This window comes from Sphingomonas jeddahensis (genome assembly GCF_001981525.1).
In the GTDB taxonomy this organism is placed as follows: domain Bacteria; phylum Pseudomonadota; class Alphaproteobacteria; order Sphingomonadales; family Sphingomonadaceae; genus Sphingomonas; species Sphingomonas jeddahensis.
The window spans coordinates 108,867-126,051 of sequence record NZ_MPSB01000005.1; the positions used below are offsets into that span (position 1 = coordinate 108,867).

A 17,185-nucleotide genomic window follows, 5' to 3' on the forward strand; every position below is an offset into this window, starting at 1 on the left:
GCCAGTTCGCAGGGCTAAGACGAGCCCCGCGGACAACTTATGGTGTTCTATGACAAGCGAAGTTGTCTCGATTTCAACGGAAAACCCGCAAGTTCTAGTGATCTGGGCGTCGTGTTCTCGTAGTCCGGGGCTTGTGGGACGCCTCGGCGGGACAACTTATGCTCTATCTATCACTACCGCCGCCCCGCCGCCATTGCAGCATCGCTGGCCAGCCGATCCGCACGCTCATTCTCCGGGTGCCCGGCATGGCCCTTTACCCATTGCCATTCCACCCGGTGGCGCTCGCTTGCGTCGAGAAGCGCCTGCCAAAGCTCGGCATTCTTCACCGGCTTCTTGTCCGCTGTCTTCCACCCGTTCTTGCGCCAGCCGTGAATCCACTTGGTCAGCCCGTCCATGACATAGCGGCTGTCGGTGTAGAGCGTGACGTGGCATGGCCGCGTGAACGCGCGCAGCGCCTCGATCGCGGCCGTCAGTTCCATGCGGTTGTTGGTGGTCAGCGGCTCGCCCCCTGACAATTCCTTTTCATGCTCACCCATGCGCAGCACCGCGCCCCAGCCGCCAGGGCCAGGATTGCCCTTGCACGCGCCATCGGTGAACGCCTCGACCTTCGTCATTTCACTCATGCAGAACGCTTTACCAATTCCGGATCATAATGTTTGAGGCGGCGGACATAGGCGAGCGGATCCTTGCGCACGACCAGGGCGTCCGGCGGCGTGTTCAGCCAATCCCAGGCCCGGGACAGCGCGAAGCGGATGCACGCACCGCTCGCCAGCGTGTTGAACTGCGCGCGCTCGAACGCCGACAGCGGGAAGTGCCGTTCATAGCCGGCGATCAGCCCGTCACCGACGCCCGCATCAAAGCCGCGCCCCTGCGCGTCGAACGACCAGGCGCTGTGCATCACGGCCAAGTCATAAACACGGATGTCGGTACACGCGAAGTAGAAGTCGATCAGCCCCGCCACTTGATCGCCGAGCATCAGCACATTGTCCGGAAACAGATCGGCATGGATCGCGCCACGATCCAGCGCATCGCCGGGCCAGCGCGCCAGCACGCTTTCCAGCGCCTTGCCGAGATCATCATACAACCCCGGCGCGATGTCATCGAGGCTGCGCCCACAGCGCTCGAAGAGCGGCCGCCACGTCTCGACGCCCATCGAATTGGCGCGTGTCGGCGCGAAATCCGCAACCGCGCGGTGCATCGCCCCCATCGCCTCGCCCGCCGCAAGCGCCTGCGCCGGCGTGGGATGCGATAGCGACACGCCCGACAGGAACTTGATCAGGCAAGCGGGCCGACCCGCCAGTTCCTGGATCTCACGCCCGTCGCGATCCTTGATCGCCGGCGGCACCGGCAGCCCCTTGGCGTCCAAATGATCGAGCAACGCCATGAAGAACGGCAAGTCATCTGCCGCCACTCGCTTCTCGTACAGGGTCAGGATAAAACGGCCCCGCGTTGTATCAACGAGGTAGTTGGAATTCTCCACCCCCTCGGCGATGCCCTTGGCGGAGACCAACTCGCCGACGTCATAACGCGCGAGAAAGGCCGAAAGCGCTTCGGCAGAAACATGCGTGTAAACGGCCACCACATACCCCGCTCGCCCTGCGCTTGTCGAAGGGCTGTACTTTTTCAAGAGGAAGGGCAGGGCTTCGACAAGCTCAGCCCGAACGGAAGGTCAGGCCGCCGCTTCCAGCGCGCGCGGCAGCTTGAACGCAATGGTCTCGCGCGTCGTCTCTTCCTCGCGCTCGGTCACCTCGTACCGCGTCGAGAGCAGATCGACCAGTTCGCGCACCAGCAATTCCGGCGCCGACGCCCCGGCGCTCACCCCCAGCGTTCCCACGCCCTCAAGGAACGCCCAGTCGAGATCGCTCGCGCGCTGGATCAGCGCTGCGCGAACGCCCTCGCGCTCCGCCACTTCCACCAGCCGTACCGAGTTCGACGAATTGGGTGCCCCGATCACCAGCACCGCGTCGCAGGCGCTTGCGATCGCCTTCACCGCCGCCTGGCGGTTCGACGTGGCGTAGCAGATGTCCTCGCCGCGCGGCGGCTGCATGTTGGGGAAGCGGCGCTGTAGCGTGCGCACCACTTCCGCCGTGTCGTCCACCGACAAGGTGGTCTGAGTCAGAAAGGCGAGATTGTCCGGATCGGCCGGCGCGAACGCCTCCGCATCCTCCACATCCTCAACCAGCGTCATCGATCCCTCGGGAACCTGGCCGAAGGTGCCGATCACCTCGGGATGCCCCTGGTGCCCGATGAACACGATATGCCGCCCCGCTGCTACCAGCCGCTCCGCCTGGCGGTGCACCTTGGAAACGAGCGGGCAGGTGGCGTCCAGATAGTCCAGCCCGCGCGCCTGGGCGTTCGCGGGTACCGACTTGGGCACGCCATGCGCGGAGAACACCACCGGCGCGCCGTCGGGCACCTCGTTCAGTTCCTCCACGAACACCGCGCCCTTGGCCTTGAGGCTGTCCACGACGAACTTGTTGTGAACGATTTCGTGACGGACATAGACGGGCGCGCCATGCTTCTCGATCGCCAGCTCGACGATGCGGATCGCACGGTCGACCCCGGCGCAGAAGCCGCGCGGCGCGGCGATCAGCAGTTCGAGCACGGGCTTGTCTGTCATGGCCCGCCGCTTACGCGATTGCCTGCCCGCACGGAAGGCGGTTATGAGCGCGTCGGTATCGTATCAAGGTGTCTTAGCCCGTGTCATTCCGCCTCATTGCCGCTCCCGTCGCTCTTGCTCTGCTCGTCGGCGGGTGCGCCAAGACCGGTGAGCTCTCGCTTGACGGGGGTGTCGGCATCACGGCGGTGCGCACCGCTTGCCCGATCGTCGGCGTGCCTGCGGGCACGGGCGACATCACCCTGTTCGATCCGGCGACCAGCACCGATGCCAGCGCGATCGACGTGACGGCGGTGCTCACCAACGTGCGCGGCACCTGCGATGAAACCGGTGCCGAAGTGGTCAGCAACGTGACGTTCGACGTGCGCGCGCGCCGCACGCGCACAGACGGCCCGCGCGACGTGACCTTGCCCTATTTTATCACAGTGGTGCGCGGCGGTACGCAGGTGGTGGCGAAGCGCATCGGTCAGGTTGCGCTGCACTTTGATACCGGTCAGGCGCTGGCGAGCACCAGCGCGCAGGCGTCGGCCAACGTCAACCGCGCCGCCGCAACCCTGCCGCAGGACGTCCGCGACCGGCTGACGCGCAAGCGCAAGGCGGGTGATCAGGATGCCGCGCTCGATCCACTCGCCGCGCCGGAAGTGCGGCAGGCGGTGTTGGCGGCGAGCTTCGAATCTTTGGTCGGTTTCCAGCTCACCAACGACCAGCTGCGCTACAACGCGCAGCGTTAACACGCGACGCGGCGCTGCCGCCGCGCTACCCCCGTCATGCCGGCCTCGTGCCGGCATCCAGCCGTCCGCGCGTCCGGCGCCGCTGAGTTCGCGGAGCCCTGGATCCCGGCACCAGGCCGGGTGACGTTAGGTGGGAGCCATCCAAAGAAGCGCACGTCTGGAATGATGACGAGCGACAAAGGCCCCTATCGATTGCCAGATTGACTCGCCCCGCACACCCCGCCACAGCGCGCCAGGTCGATGCCGGGCAACCGGCGTGGGCGCGCGGGAGAGTGCGACAGGTCTTTCAGGCCATCACGTCGCCGCCGAAGGAGCAACCACCCCGGAATCTCTCAGGCATCAGGGACCGCGCTTGCCCGATTCGACGCTCTGGAAAGCGGCCTTGCTTCGGCATGGCCCACCGAAGGGGTAACTCCGCGCAAGCAGGAGGAAAGCTCTCAGGTTCCGTGACAGAGGGGGTTCGGTTCGTATCTCTCGCCAGAGCGGGTACGATCGCCCTTGCAGACGGAATGCGCCATGAGCGACCACGACGAAGACGTCATCATAGAAACCTTGGCCCTGCCGCTCGATGGTTGGCACCGCGCCCGCGGTGGCCGGATGGTCGAGTTCGCCGGCTATTGGATGCCCGTCCAGTACGAGGGCATCATGGCCGAGCATCTCTGGACGCGTGAAAGCGCCGGCCTGTTCGACGTCAGTCACATGGGCCAGATTACCTTCCGCGGCGAGGGCGTCGTCCCCGCGCTCGAGGCGCTGATGCCCGCCGACATCGCCGGCCTCGCCTTCAATCGCGCACGTTATTCGCTGCTGCTCGACGAGAATGGCGGCATCCTCGACGATCTGATGCTCACTCGCCAGGCGGCGAGCGAGGAAGACGGCGAGCAAGTCTATATGGTCGTCAACGGCGCGACCAAATATGACGACATCGGTCATATGATCGAGCATCTGCCCGACGAGATCACGCTCAACCTCATGGAAGATCACGCGCTGCTCGCGTTGCAGGGTCCAAAGGCGGTCGACGCACTGTCCCGCCTGATCCCCGGCGTCGAGACGATGGTCTTCATGCAGGCAGGCAGCTTCGATTGGCAGGGCCACGATCTGTGGATCAGCCGCTCGGGCTACACCGGCGAGGACGGCTTCGAAATCTCCGTCCCGGCAGAGGCCGCCGAGGCGTTCGCCGATGCGCTCACCGCACAGCCAGAGGTGAAACCGATTGGCCTTGGCGCGCGCGATTCGCTCCGCCTTGAGGCTGGCCTCCCGCTCTACGGCCACGATCTTTCGCCCGAAACGACGCCGGTCGCCGCCGATCTCGGCTTCGCGCTGTTCAAGCGTCGCCGCGAAGCCGCCGATTTCCCCGCCGCCGCGCGCATCCTCGCCGAGCGTGAGTCCGGCCCCGCCACCAAGCGCGTCGGCCTGCTGGTCGAGGGCCGCCAGCCCGTCCGCGAGGGAGCCACGGTCATCGACGCGAGCGGCGCCGAAATCGGCCGCGTCACTTCTGGCGGCTTCGCGCCGAGCGTCGGGGCACCGATCGCGATGGCATACGTTCCGCTCGCGATGGCCACGCCCGGCACCCGCATCCAGCTGTCACAGCGCGGCAAAACCCATGCGGCGACCGTCACCGCCATGCCTTTCGTCCCCCACCGCTACTTCCGAGGAGCGAAGTAAAGATGAGCCGTTATTTTACCGAGGATCATGAGTGGATCCGGATCGACGGCCAGACCGGCACCGTCGGCATTTCCGATTATGCGCAGGGGCAGCTCGGCGACATCGTGTTCGTCGACGTGCCCGAGCAGGGCAAGGGTCTGTCCAAGGGCGACGAAGCCGCCGTGGTGGAAAGCGTCAAGGCGGCGAGCGACGTCTATTCGCCGGTGTCCGGCGCGGTGATCGAGGGCAATGCCGCGCTCGCCGACGAGCCGGCGCTGGTCAACAGCGATCCCGAAGGCGAGGGCTGGTTCTTCAAGCTCACGCTGTCAGATCCGAGCGAACTCGACAGCCTGATGGACGAAACCGCCTACGAAGCCTTCGTCGCAAAGCTCTAAGTCCCCCTCCCGCGGGGCGGGAGGGGCTAGGGGAGGGCCTGTCACCCGCCTCCTAGCGCAACGATGATGGCAGGCCCTCCCCCGACCCCTCCCGCACGCGGGAGGGGAGGAGTGTACCGAATGCGCTACCTACCGCTCACCGACCATGACCGCCGCGAGATGCTCGCCGTCATCGGCGCCGGCTCGATCGACGACCTCTTCGTAGACGTCCCCGAAGCCGCGCGCCTCTCCGGTCCGATCGCGGACCTCCCCGGCCACGCCAGCGAGCTCGCCGTCGAACGCCACATGACCAGGCTCGCGCGCCAGAACCTCTCCGCTGGCGAGGCGCCGTTCTTCCTCGGCTGCGGCGCCTATCGCCACCATGTCCCCGCCAGCGTCGATCACCTGATCCAGCGCGGCGAGTTCCTCACCGCCTATACGCCTTACCAGCCCGAGATCGCGCAGGGCACGCTGCAGATGCTGTTCGAATTCCAGACGCAGGTCGCGCGTCTGCTCGGGACGGATGTGGCGAATGCGTCGATGTACGACGGCTCGACGGCCTGCTGGGAAGCGATCGGCATGGCGCGTCGCATCACCAAGCGGGGCAAGGCGATCCTGTCGGGCGGCCTCCACCCGCATTACGTCTCGGTCGCGAAGACCATGGCAAAGTACACCGGCGACGCGCTCGACGTGTCGCTGCCCGCCCTCACCGCCGAAACCGATCTCGACACGCTGATCGGCAAGATCGACGCCGATACCTCCTGCGTCGTCGTGCAATATCCCGACATCCTCGGCCGGATCGCCGACCTGACGCCGCTCGCCGACGCCTGCCACGCCAACAAGGCGCTGCTGATCGCCGTCGTCACCGAGCCGGTGGCGCTCGGCGCGATCAAATCGCCGGGCGAGATGGACGCCGACATCGTCGTCGGCGAGGGCCAGTCGATCGGCGTCGGCCTCCAGTTTGGCGGGCCGTATGTCGGCCTGTTCGGCTGCAAGGATAAATACGTCCGCCAGATGCCGGGCCGCCTCTGCGGCGAGACGGTGGACGCCGACGGTCGCCGCGGTTTCGTGCTGACGCTGTCGACCCGCGAGCAGCACATCCGCCGCGAAAAGGCGACTTCGAACATCTGCACCAACTCCGGCCTGTGTGCACTGGCCTTCTCGATCCACATGACTTTGCTCGGCGAGGCCGGCCTGCGCGCGCTCGCCGCTGCCAATCACGCCGGCGCGGTGGCGGCGGCGGAGCGGCTCGCGAAGGTACCGGGCGTCGGTCTCGTGAACGACACATTCTTCAACGAATTCACGCTCGACCTCGGCCGCGAGGCGCGCCCGATCGTCCGCGCGCTCGCCGACAAGCAGATCCTCGCCGGCGTGTCGCTCGGCCGCCTCTACCCGGGCGAGGCAGCGCTGGAGAACGGCCTGGTGGTCGCGGTAACCGAAACAAGCACGCCTGAGGACGTCGAGGCGCTGGCCACCGCCCTTGAAGAAGCGCTGGCGTGACCTCAACCACTCCGTCATGCCGGGCTCGTCCCGGCATCCACCCGTCCTACATCCCAACGTCTGTTGGGTGCGCGGCACGGTGGGCCCCGGAACAAGCCCGGGGTGACGTCCGTCAGGCAAGCCCTTCAAATGTTGGAAAAGTCATGGTTTCCTCCCACCATGACCCCGCGCTTGCCGACTCCGATCACCGCCGTCCCCAACGCCCATCCGCGGCGTTGGAGAAAAACGCGCGATCGTCTCAACTTTCTCAACATTCGTTTTTTGCAATCGTCGCCCGCGGCGGCGTGGAAAGGTCTTTGACCCCATGGCACTGAACCAGAGCGGCTGGCGCCCGACCACCCCGGAAAGCGGCAGCAACGCCCCCGCCACCTTCACCGGCAACAAGGCGCTGATGCTGGAGGAAGCGCTGATCTTCGAGATCGGCTCCACAGACACCACCGGCGTCGACTTTTCTGCTTCCCCGGCGAAGACCGGGGCCCAGTCGGGGGACGTCGCAACTGGACCTCGGCCTTCGCCGGGGAACAAGTTGGGTGACCTGTTCCGCGCAAAGCCGATCGGCCTGCCCGGCCTCAGCGAGCCCGAGACGGTGCGCCACTACACCCGCCTCAGCCGGCAGAATTACGCTATCGACCTCGGCCTCTTCCCGCTCGGCTCGTGCACCATGAAGCACAACCCGCGCCTGAACGAAAAGATGGCGCGTCTGCCGGGATTCGCCGACGTCCACCCGCTTCAGCCTGTCGACACGGTGCAGGGCGCGCTCGGCGTGATCCACCAGCTTGCCGAATGGCTGGTGACGCTCACCGGCATGCACTCGGTTGCGATGAGCCCCAAGGCGGGTGCACATGGCGAGCTATGTGGAATCCTCGCGATCAAGGCCGCGCTCGAGAAGCGCGGCGAGGGGCACCGCAAGGTCGTGCTGGTTCCCGAAAGCGCGCACGGCACCAACCCCGCCACCGCAGCCTTTGCCGGTTTTGCGGTAGAGGACATTCCCGCAACGCCGGACGGGCGCGTCGATACCGAGGCATTGGTCGCGCGCCTCGGCCCCGATGTTGCGGGAGTGATGATCACCAATCCCAACACCTGCGGTCTGTTCGAACGCGATCTGAAGGCGATTTCGGAGGCGGTCCACGCCGCCGGCGGTTACGTCTATTGTGACGGCGCGAACTTCAACGCCATCGTTGGTCGCGTGCGGCCGGGCGATCTCGGCATCGACGCGATGCACATCAATCTGCACAAGACCTTCTCCACCCCGCACGGTGGCGGCGGCCCCGGTTCGGGTCCGGTCGTGTTCTCGGAGCGGCTGACACCCTTCGCCCCGCTTCCGTTCGTTGAGCGTTCAGACAGCGGCTTCCATCTGGTCGAGGAGGAAACCGCCGGCGAGCACCACGCCGACAGCTTCGGCCGCATGACTGCCTTCCACGGCCAGATGGGCATGTTTACGCGAGCCCTCACGTACATTCTCTCCCATGGCGCCGATGGCCTGCGTCAGGTCGCCGAGGATGCGGTGCTCAACGCCAACTACGTGCTGCGCTCGCTTGAGGATGTGCTCGACGCACCTTTCGCGAAGAGCGGCCCGTGCATGCACGAGGCGATCTTCTCCGACGAGGGCTTCCCCGAAGGCTTCACGACGATCGACGTCGCCAAGGCGCTGATCGACGAGGGTTTCCACCCGATGACGATGTACTTTCCGCTCGTGGTCCACGGCGCGATGCTGGTGGAGCCCACGGAAACTGAGTCCAGGGCGGCTCTGGACCAGTTCATCGGTGCGCTGCGTTCGGTCGCGGAGCGCGCAAAGGCAGGTGACGCCACACTCAAGACCGCACCGCATTTCGCCCCGCGCAGCCGGCTCGACGAGACGCTCGCGGCACGTAAGCCCAAGCTCGTGTGGCGCGAGCCGGTGGTGGCCAGCGAGGCGGCGGAATAATGCGCGGGCGCGTGGCGCTGGCGGGGCTCACCGGCCTTGTCGGCGGCGCCACGCTCGAACTGCTGCTCGCGCTCGCCTTTGTGTATCTTTGGTTCACGGTGCTGAAGCTGCCAGCGTTCAACGGCGATCCGAAGCCCGGCATCACGATGCTCGGCGGGGTCGTCCCGATTTCAACGGCGTTAGGCGCACTGGTCGGCGCGGTCGGCGTGGTGCGCCGCGCCAAGGCCGGGCACCCGCTGCGCGCGTGGCTGGCAACATTCGCCGGCGCGCTGGTGGTCGCGCTGGCTGGTCTCGCGATGATCGTTGCTTGATGACGGTTCCTGCTCCGGCGCCATGCCTGCGAGCGGTCTCATTCACACCATCAACCGCGATCATCCCTGCCAAGCGCGGAAGGCCAATCGTCACAACCTGATCGATGCCACTCGGCGCGCGGTCTCATGTGTCGACCCCGTCCGGATACGGCGAAGGGCCACCGTCCGCGATGAAGCGATCGATGCGGCTCTCCAGCACCGGCAGCGGCACGCTTCCGAGGCTGAGCACGGTGTCATGGAAGTGGCGGATGTCGAACTTCTCGCCCAGCGCCTTTTCCGCCTTTGCCCGCGCCCTCTGGATGGCAAGCTGGCCGATGTAGTAGCTCAGCGCTTGCCCGGGCCAGCCAATGTAGCGATCGACTTCGGTGGTGATCTCATGCTCGCTGAGCGCGGTGTTTTCGCGGAAATATTGTAGCGCCTGCTCGCGGCTCCATCCCTTGGCGTGAATGCCGGTGTCGATCACCAGCCGCGCCGCCCGCCACGCCTGATAGGACAGCATGCCGAACCGCTCATATGGCGTACGATAGAAGTCCATCTCGTCGCCAAGCCGCTCGGTATAGAGCGCCCAGCCTTCGCCGAACGCCGAGATATAGCTGTTGCGGCGGAACGGCTTCAGTGTCTTGTTCTCGATCGACAGCGGCATCTGGAATGCATGGCCCGGCGCGCTTTCATGCAGCGTCAGCGCCGGCAGCTGAAATAGCGGTCGCGAAGGCAGGTCGTAGGTGTTGACCAGATACGTCCCCGGCCCGCCACGCCCGGCCGTGTAGAAGGGCGCGATATCCGGCGGCACCTCGATGATTGCGAAGCGCTGGCGCGGCAGCCGCCCGAACCACTTGCCCGCCATCGCGTCGAAGCGCTTGGCGTGCCATGCTGCCTCTTTCATCAGCTCGTCGGCGGTCTTCGGGTAGAATTGCGGGTCCGTGCGAAGGAAGTGGAGGAACGCCGGCAGGTCGCCGTCGAACTTCGCGTCGTTCTTCACCTTCTCCATCTCGGCGCGGATCTTGGCGATCTCGGCGAGGCCGAGTGCGTGGATTGCGTCCGGCGTCAAGTCCAGGGTGGTGAAGGCACGGATCCGGCTGCGGTAATAGGCCGGACCGTTCTGGTAACGCTCGGCGGCGAGATTGTCGGTGAGCTTGGGCCAGTACTGGGTGCGCAGAAAAGCGAGCAGCGTCTTGTGCGCTGGGATGATCTGCTCGGCGATGATCGTGCGCGCTTGCGCCTGCAGGGCGGCGCGTCGATTGGCGGGGATCGACGCGGGCAGTTTGGCGAACGGCTCGTAGTAGATCACCTTTGTCGGATCGCTCGCTGTAGCGATCGTCTCCACCGCCTTGTCGCGGCCGGTCATGATCACCGCCGGAGGGGTGAAGCCGCGCTTCAGCCCAGCGCGCATATTGTCCGTGTTCTGTGCCAGGTATCGGGGCACGTCACCCAGCCACGTCAAGTAGCGGCGATAGTCCGACTCGCCACCGGCGATGGTGCGCTGCGCGGCATAATGCAGGTCGGACCAGAAGGCGCTGTCGCCATTCAGCGGCTTTTCCCACTCGCGGAACCGCTCCTCGTCCACCTGCGCCGCGATCTGCGCACGATAGACTTGCCAGTCGGTCAGCGCGTCCGGCGACAGCCGCTTGGTATCGATCGCGTCAAGCTTCGCCAGCGTCCCCTTCCAATAAGCGAGCCGCCGTGCATGCGCCTCGGCGGACACGTCCGGAAGGTGGTCGTCCACCGTGCCCGGTGGATTGTCGGCGATTCCCTCCTGTTGACGCCAGGCCCATTCCGCCCGCCAGATTGCGTCAAAGGCGGTATCGGCCGGGGCAGGGGCGGCGGCAGTGGCGACAAGGGCCAGCGGAGCAAAGAGGCGCATGACCCCTTTGGTGGCCGAACCAGCTGCCGCCTTCAACCCTACGTTATAGCTCGCTCGGTTCCATGCCGCCGCCGAACATGCTCCCGCCACACGATATAGAGACCGGAGGCGACGATCACCGGCGCGCCGACCCACGTGCTCGCCACCGGCAGCGTGGCAAAAACGAGCCAGCCAAACAGGGTTGCCCAAAGCAACGCGGTATAATCCATCGGCACGACAAGGCTGACGTCGCCGAGTTGTAGCGATCGCGTCATTGCGATCTGCGCCGCGCCGCCGAGTAGCCCGATGCCGAGCAGCAGCGCCCAGACGAGCGGCGGATGCGGCTGCGCGACCATCATGTAGAAAGGCGCGAGCGGCACCATCGACAGCACCGAGAACCAGAACACCGTCGTCAGTCCCGCCTCCGTCTTACCGATCGTGCGCAGCAGGATGGAGATGCACGCGGTGCAAAAGGCCGCGCCAAGCCCGGTCGCGATGCCCAACGGCGGGATATGCCCGCTGCCGGGTTGGGTGACGATGATGACGCCCACGAACCCCGTCAGCACCGCGGCCCAGCGCCGCCACCCGGTCGCCTCGTGCAGCACCAGCGCGCCGAGCACCGTAGCGAAGATCGGCATGGAGAAGCCGAGCGTCGTCGCTTCGGCAAGCGGCAGCAGCAGCAGGGTCCAGAAGGTAAGCGACATGGCAGTGAGGCCAACCACGCAGCGCACGATATGGGCGCCGAACCGCCTGGTCCGGAGCGAGCCGAAGCCCGGCCCCCCACCAACGATGCTGCCGACCAGCAACGCCGCCCCGAACTGCCGCCAGAACAGGATCTCGCCGAGCGAGGCGCCGCGCGCCTCGACGAGCTTGATCCCGACATTCATGGTGGCGAATAGCGCGACTGATGTGAGGCGCAGGCCGATGGCGTGCGACAGGGACTCGGAGCTGCCCGGCATGAGCCCGCGCATATGGGAGCCGTGCCGCTGGGGAAACCGTCTTATCGGCAGCAGCACGATCTTTCTTTGCCGAGCGCGGGCTTACGTGCGGTTCGCTGAGCCGACCTGACGATTGTCGGGGATTGCTCCGAGTCGGCGCAAAACAACCGTAAAGGCTGACCGCTCTTCAGCGACAATGGTAATAGTGACGCTCGTAGCAGTCATATTGGCTCTCCTGATCGAAGCCTTGCGGCTGTCAGCGAGTGTCGATCACCTGAGCCGAACAGCGCAACGAACGTTTGCTCCGGTTTGGATCCATGAGCGACTTTCCGCGACTCGCGCGAGAACGTATAAGGAACAAATGGGTGCTGAGACGTCGGTAAAGGTGGTTGTGAGAGGCGAGAGCGCTTGCTTTCCACGACCGGAGTTTCGCCGTGATCAGATCTCCTACGACGTGCTCACCCCGGCATCGGCGCGCGGAATTCTCGATCGCATTCACTGGCGTCCGGCAATACGCTGGGTTGTTACATCGATCGCCGTGCTCAAACCTATTGCTTTCGCCGAGAAGGAGAGCGCCGCTACTGGCGGCCGGGCGGTTGTTCTACGGGACGTCGCCTATGTTATCGAGGCGCGCTTCGACATGACCTCCCGCGCTGGCCCCCTCGATGAGGCCGCACGGCACCGTGGGATGTTCAAGCGTCGCCTGAGAGCCGGCGCAACGGTGTATCTGGGGAGCGATTGCCATCCAGCGGAGGCCATTCTGTTCGATGAAGCCGGTGAGGGCGGAACCCCGATCCCCTCGACGCGCGACCTGGGCTGGATGGTGTATGAGGCAGACTATGAGGACCGAGGACGTTTGCGCTTCTTCCGAGCCGAGCTGATCGACGGCGTCGTTTCGGTACCGCTCCCTGGTAGCTCGCAACTCTACGGATAGTCTCGCATGTCGTGCTTGGCATCCGGCCCATCGCCCCGCTATCCGCACGCGCATGATCAAGCATGCGCTCCCCGTCACCCGCGAGGCGGATTTTGCCGCCTGGTACCAGGCCGTCATCACCGAAGCCGACCTCGCCGAGGAATCGGGCGTGCGCGGCTGCATGGTCATCCGGCCATGGGGCTATGGCATCTGGGAGCGGATCCAGCGCTTGCTCGACGATCGCATCAAGGCGACCGGGCACGAGAATTGCTACTTCCCGTTGTTCATCCCGCTTTCCTATTTCGAGAAGGAAGCCGAGCACGTCGAGGGCTTTGCCAAGGAGATGGCGGTCGTCACGCACCATCGGCTCGTCGCCGACGGCGAGGGCGGGCTGGTGCCCGATCCCGAAGCCAAGCTGGAGGAGCCGCTGGTCATCCGGCCGACCAGCGAGACGGTGATCGGCACCGCCTTTGCGCGCTGGGTGCAATCGTGGCGCGATCTGCCGGTGCTGATCAACCAATGGGCCAATGTCGTGCGCTGGGAAATGCGCACGCGCATGTTCCTGCGCACCGCCGAGTTCCTGTGGCAGGAGGGGCATACCGCGCACGCCAACGCGGAGGAGGCGCGCGAGGAAACGCTCAAGATGCTCGAGGTCTATCGCGAGCTGGCCGAAGATTGTCTCGCGCTGCCGGTGATCGCGGGCGAGAAGCCGGAGAATGAGCGCTTTCCCGGCGCCGTCGCGACCTATTCGATCGAAGCGATGATGCAGGACGGCAAAGCGCTCCAGGCGGGCACCAGCCACTTCCTCGGCACCAATTTCGCGCATGCCCAGAATATCCGTTTCCAGAATGCCAACGGGGAACTGGAATTCGCCAACACGACGAGCTGGGGCGTCTCGACCCGCATGATCGGCGGCGTGATCATGGTGCATGGCGACGACGACGGGCTGCGCGTGCCGCCGCGCATCGCGCCGTGGCAGGTGGTGATCGTGCCGATGCTGCGCGACAAGCCCGAGGACGCGGAGCTCATCGATTATTGCAAGGCGTTGCAGGCCGACCTGGCGAAGCAGAGCGCGCTGGGCGAGCCGGTGCGCGCGCTGCTTGATCTCAAGCCCGCGAAGGCGGCAACCAAGCGCTGGGGCTGGGTGAAGAAGGGTGCGCCGATCATTGTCGAGGTGGGCCCACGCGACATGGCCGGCGGCAACGTCTCGGTTGTGCGCCGCGATCGACTGTATCGCGAGGATGGCAAGCTCGACAGCGCGATCCTTGGCCGCGATGCGTTCGTGGGCGACGTCGCGGACATGATCGCGGACGTTCAGGCGCAGCTGTTCGCCGACGCCGATGCGCGGTTGAAGAGCAACATCGCGCCAGTCGACGACTGGGCAACGATCGAGGCGATGTTCGCCGATAGCGCCGCCAAGCCGGGCTGGTTCGACGTTGCCTGGTCGCGCCCGACCGGTGCCGAACTCGACAAGGTGGTGGAGCGACTGAAGGCGCTGAAGCTCACCATCCGCAATGCGCCGATGGGCCAGACCGGGCATCCGGGCGCGGCATGCATCTTCACCGGCGCGCCGGCGGTCGAGCGCGTGCTGATCGGGCGGTCCTACTGATGGCGGCGATCTGGACCCGGCCGATCGATCTTGCGCAGCTCACCGCGCTCGGCGACGGCGTGTTGCCGGGGCTGCTCGAGATCGAGTTCACCGAAGTGGGTGACGATTGGCTGCGCGCGCGCATGCCGGTGGGCCCGAAGGTGCACCAGCCGTTCGGGCGGCTGCACGGGGGCGCGTCGGTGGTGCTCGCCGAAACGGTAGCTTCGGTCGGGGGTGCGATGGCCGTGCCCGAGGGCAAGGTGACGGTCGGGCTCGACATCAACGCCAACCACGTTCGCGCCGCACGCGACGGCTATGTTCATGCAACCGCCAAGGCGGAACAGCTTGGCCGGACCACGCAGGTGTGGACGATCCGCGTCGAGGATGATGCCGGCAAGCTGGTGTGCCTATCGCGCATGACCGCCGCGGTGATCGACGCGGCAGCGGGGTAGGGCGCACCACGCGTCCTCATGACCCTCGTCTTGCCGGGCATGTGCCGGCATCCAGCGAGCCGCCGCACTCCCCTCGTCGTTGGAGTTCGCAGATGGCTGATGCCGGGACGAGCCCGGCATCACGACCTCGGTCACATCGCCCCTAGTCATTTCCCCCGATCAGGTCGCCCAAACCGCCGAGTACCGAGCCCTCACCGCGGTTTCCGCCGCCACCGCTGGCGGCGGCCATCATCCGGCCGGCCAAACGGGCGAACGGCAGCGACTGTATCCACACCTTGCCCGGTCCGGTCAGCCGGGCGAAGAACACGCCCTCGCCGCCGAAGAACATGCTCTTGACGCCGCGCACCATCTCAAGGTCGAAGTCGATTGATGGCGTGAACGCCGCAAGACAGCCCGTATCGACGTGGAGCTGCTCTCCCGGCCGAAGCTCGCGCTCCACCAGCGTGCCGCCCATTTGCACGAACACCCAGCCGTCCCCCTCCAGCTTCTGCATGATAAAGCCTTCGCCGCCGAACAGGCCGGTCATCATCCGGCGCTGGAACGCGACGCCGATCGACACGCCCTTGGCAGCGGCAAGAAAGCTGTCCTTCTGGCAGATCAGCGTGCCGCCGACATCGGCGAGCCGGATCGGCAGGATCGAGCCGGGCGTGGGGCTGGCAAAGGCGACACGCGCCTTGCCCGATCCGCGATGGGTGAAAACAGTGGTGAACAAGCTTTCGCCCGTCACCAGGCGCTTGCCCGCGCCGAGCAGTTTGCCCATGAACCCGCCATCCGCACCGCCGGAACCGTCGCCGAACACGGTGGTCATGTCGATCGAGGCATCCTTCCACACGAAGGCGCCGGCCTCGGCGACGGCGCTTTCGCCAGGATCGAGCTCGATCTCGACAAACTGGAGCTCCTGTCCCTTGATCTCGAAATCGATGTCGTCGGACAGGCCCGGGCGGGCAACGTGGGACCAGGGACCAGCAGCCATGCGTGAAGCTCCTTCAGCCGTGTTGATGAACTAACACAGTGGTAGCCGATCGGGCGCCTGTATGGGAAGAGCGTTGACGCTCGCCTTGGCAGGCCGGTATCAAGGTCGCGGGCGGTCCGATCCGGGCCGCCCTTGCTATTTCAAGGAGACGTCCTGTGACGATCACGCCCCTCATGCCCGTCTATCCCCGCTGCGGGGTGCGGCCGGTGCGAGGCGAGGGGTGCCATCTGATCAGCGAGGACGGATCGCGCTACCTCGACTTCGCCAGCGGCATCGCGGTGAATGCGCTCGGCCACGGTCACCCCAAGCTCGTGAAGGCCATCGCCGATCAGGCGGCGACGCTGATGCACGTCAGCAATCTGTACGGGAGCCCGCAGGGCGAGCACTTCGCGCAGCGGCTGGTCGACAATACCTTCGCCGACACCGTGTTCTTCACCAACTCGGGCGCCGAAGCGGTAGAATGCGCGATCAAGACGGCGCGCCGCTACCATTTCGCCAACGGCAATCCCGAGCGGCACGACCTCATCACCTTCTCGATGGCGTTTCACGGCCGCACGATCGGCACGATCTCGGCCACCAACCAGGCCAAGATGCGCGACGGGTTCGAGCCGCTGCTGCCGGGGTTCAGGTACGCCGAGTTCAACGATCTCGAAGGCGCGCTGGCGCTAATCGACGAGCATACCGCCGGCTTCCTGGTCGAGCCGATCCAGGGCGAGGGCGGCATCCGTGCCGCCCCGCCGGAGTTCCTCCAGGGCCTGCGCAAAGCATGCGACGAGCATGGCCTGCTGCTGGTGCTGGACGAAGTGCAGGCGGGCTATGGCCGCACCGGCAAGCTCTTCGCGCACGAGCTTTACGGCATCACGCCCGACATCATGGCGGTGGCCAAGGGCATCGGCGGCGGTTTCCCGCTCGGCGCGTGCCTTGCGACCGAGGAAGCGGCCAAGGGCATGGTGATCGGCACGCACGGCTCCACCTATGGCGGCAACCCGCTGGCGATGGCCGCTGGTGAGGCGGTGCTCGACGTCCTCCTGGAGGAGGGCTTCCTCGACAACGTCACCCGCATGGGCGAGCGGCTGCGCTCCAGCCTGGAGCAGATGATCCCCAATCACGATCACCTGTTCGACAGCGTCCGCGGACATGGGCTGATGCTCGGCCTCAAGCTCAAGAGCGACAGCCGTCGCTTCGTCGAGTTTGCGCGCGACAACCACGGCCTGCTGCTGGTCTCGGCGGGCGAGAATGTCGTGCGCATTCTCCCGCCGCTGGTGATCGACGAGAGTCACATCGCCGAGTGCCTCGAGAAGCTGAGCGAAGCGGCCCGCGTCTATGTGCCGGCAAGCGACGACTGAGCAAACTTGGTCCTCCCCATCGCAGGACGGGGAGGGG

The 17,185-nt window shown here is 65.9% G+C and carries 16 protein-coding genes and 2 riboswitches; of the genes, 10 read left to right on the forward strand and 6 right to left on the reverse strand.

Features of this window, described 5'->3' with window-relative positions:
- Nucleotides 1-173 precede the first annotated feature (173 nt).
- From rnhA to ispH, 3 genes are all read right to left on the reverse strand, one after another.
- Complete coding sequence (gene rnhA / locus SPHI_RS07405) at nucleotides 174-623, reverse strand: ribonuclease HI (RefSeq protein WP_076744260.1); 450 nt, start codon at nucleotides 621-623, stop codon at nucleotides 174-176.
- Nucleotides 620-1,579, reverse strand: a complete 960-nt coding sequence (gene thrB / locus SPHI_RS07410) for a homoserine kinase (RefSeq protein WP_076744393.1) — start codon at nucleotides 1,577-1,579, stop codon at nucleotides 620-622. Before thrB ends, rnhA begins: the two co-directional genes overlap by 4 nt.
- Before the next feature lie 90 nt (nucleotides 1,580-1,669).
- Nucleotides 1,670-2,620: a 4-hydroxy-3-methylbut-2-enyl diphosphate reductase gene (ispH, locus tag SPHI_RS07415; RefSeq protein ID WP_076744261.1), complete on the reverse strand. Its 951-nt coding sequence runs from the start codon at nucleotides 2,618-2,620 to the stop codon at nucleotides 1,670-1,672.
- Between the two features lie 80 nt (nucleotides 2,621-2,700).
- Between ispH and SPHI_RS07420 the strand changes: the two genes are divergently transcribed.
- From SPHI_RS07420 to SPHI_RS07445, 6 genes are all read left to right on the forward strand, one after another.
- Nucleotides 2,701-3,348, forward strand: a complete 648-nt coding sequence (locus tag SPHI_RS07420) for a hypothetical protein (protein ID WP_233130782.1) — start codon at nucleotides 2,701-2,703, stop codon at nucleotides 3,346-3,348.
- Nucleotides 3,349-3,603: 255 nt separating this feature from the next.
- A riboswitch (glycine riboswitch) is annotated at nucleotides 3,604-3,707 on the forward strand.
- A riboswitch (glycine riboswitch) is annotated at nucleotides 3,708-3,811 on the forward strand.
- 53 nt (nucleotides 3,812-3,864) lie between these two features.
- Entirely contained in the window at nucleotides 3,865-5,010 is a 1,146-nt protein-coding gene (gcvT, locus tag SPHI_RS07425) for a glycine cleavage system aminomethyltransferase GcvT (RefSeq protein WP_076744262.1), read from the forward strand.
- A gap of 2 nt (nucleotides 5,011-5,012) precedes the next feature.
- Entirely contained in the window at nucleotides 5,013-5,384 is a 372-nt protein-coding gene (gene gcvH, locus SPHI_RS07430) for a glycine cleavage system protein GcvH (protein WP_076744263.1), read from the forward strand.
- 120 nt (nucleotides 5,385-5,504) lie between these two features.
- Nucleotides 5,505-6,863, forward strand: a complete 1,359-nt coding sequence (gcvPA, locus tag SPHI_RS07435) for an aminomethyl-transferring glycine dehydrogenase subunit GcvPA (protein WP_076744264.1) — start codon at nucleotides 5,505-5,507, stop codon at nucleotides 6,861-6,863.
- Nucleotides 6,864-7,167: 304 nt separating this feature from the next.
- Nucleotides 7,168-8,787 (forward strand): aminomethyl-transferring glycine dehydrogenase subunit GcvPB, encoded by a 1,620-nt coding sequence (gene gcvPB, locus SPHI_RS07440; protein WP_076744265.1) that lies wholly within the window; start codon nucleotides 7,168-7,170, stop codon nucleotides 8,785-8,787.
- A complete protein-coding gene (locus SPHI_RS07445) occupies nucleotides 8,787-9,098 on the forward strand; it encodes a hypothetical protein (protein WP_076744266.1) in 312 nt (103 codons plus the stop codon). The genes gcvPB and SPHI_RS07445 overlap by 1 nt, the downstream gene beginning before the upstream one ends.
- A gap of 124 nt (nucleotides 9,099-9,222) precedes the next feature.
- Here SPHI_RS07445 and SPHI_RS07450 read toward each other — a convergent pair whose 3' ends face one another.
- A complete protein-coding gene (locus tag SPHI_RS07450; protein WP_076744396.1) occupies nucleotides 9,223-10,959 on the reverse strand; it encodes a DUF885 domain-containing protein in 1,737 nt (578 codons plus the stop codon).
- Nucleotides 10,960-10,997: 38 nt separating this feature from the next.
- A complete protein-coding gene (locus SPHI_RS07455; RefSeq protein WP_076744395.1) occupies nucleotides 10,998-11,897 on the reverse strand; it encodes a DMT family transporter in 900 nt (299 codons plus the stop codon).
- Nucleotides 11,898-12,237: 340 nt separating this feature from the next.
- Here SPHI_RS07455 and cas5c point away from each other — a divergent pair, with 340 nt between their 5' ends.
- The 3 genes from cas5c to SPHI_RS07470 are packed head-to-tail and all read left to right on the forward strand — an operon-like array spanning nucleotide 12,238 to nucleotide 14,829.
- Complete coding sequence (cas5c, locus tag SPHI_RS07460; RefSeq protein WP_076744267.1) at nucleotides 12,238-12,810, forward strand: type I-C CRISPR-associated protein Cas5c; 573 nt, start codon at nucleotides 12,238-12,240, stop codon at nucleotides 12,808-12,810.
- A gap of 52 nt (nucleotides 12,811-12,862) precedes the next feature.
- Nucleotides 12,863-14,398 carry a proline--tRNA ligase gene (proS, locus tag SPHI_RS07465; RefSeq protein ID WP_076744268.1) on the forward strand — a complete coding sequence of 512 codons (1,536 nt, stop codon included), beginning with the start codon at nucleotides 12,863-12,865 and terminating at the stop codon, nucleotides 14,396-14,398.
- Nucleotides 14,398-14,829 (forward strand): hotdog fold thioesterase, encoded by a 432-nt coding sequence (locus SPHI_RS07470; RefSeq protein WP_076744269.1) that lies wholly within the window; start codon nucleotides 14,398-14,400, stop codon nucleotides 14,827-14,829. Before proS ends, SPHI_RS07470 begins: the two co-directional genes overlap by 1 nt.
- Nucleotides 14,830-14,971: 142 nt before the next feature.
- On the opposite strand, the gene SPHI_RS07475 is transcribed toward SPHI_RS07470, so the two are convergent.
- Nucleotides 14,972-15,802 (reverse strand): TIGR00266 family protein, encoded by an 831-nt coding sequence (locus tag SPHI_RS07475; protein WP_076744270.1) that lies wholly within the window; start codon nucleotides 15,800-15,802, stop codon nucleotides 14,972-14,974.
- Nucleotides 15,803-15,957: 155 nt separating this feature from the next.
- On the opposite strand from SPHI_RS07475, the gene SPHI_RS07480 reads away from it, so the two are divergent.
- Nucleotides 15,958-17,148, forward strand: coding sequence for an aspartate aminotransferase family protein (locus SPHI_RS07480; protein WP_076744271.1), 1,191 nt, complete (start codon nucleotides 15,958-15,960; stop codon nucleotides 17,146-17,148).
- The last annotated feature ends 37 nt before the right edge of the window (nucleotides 17,149-17,185 follow it).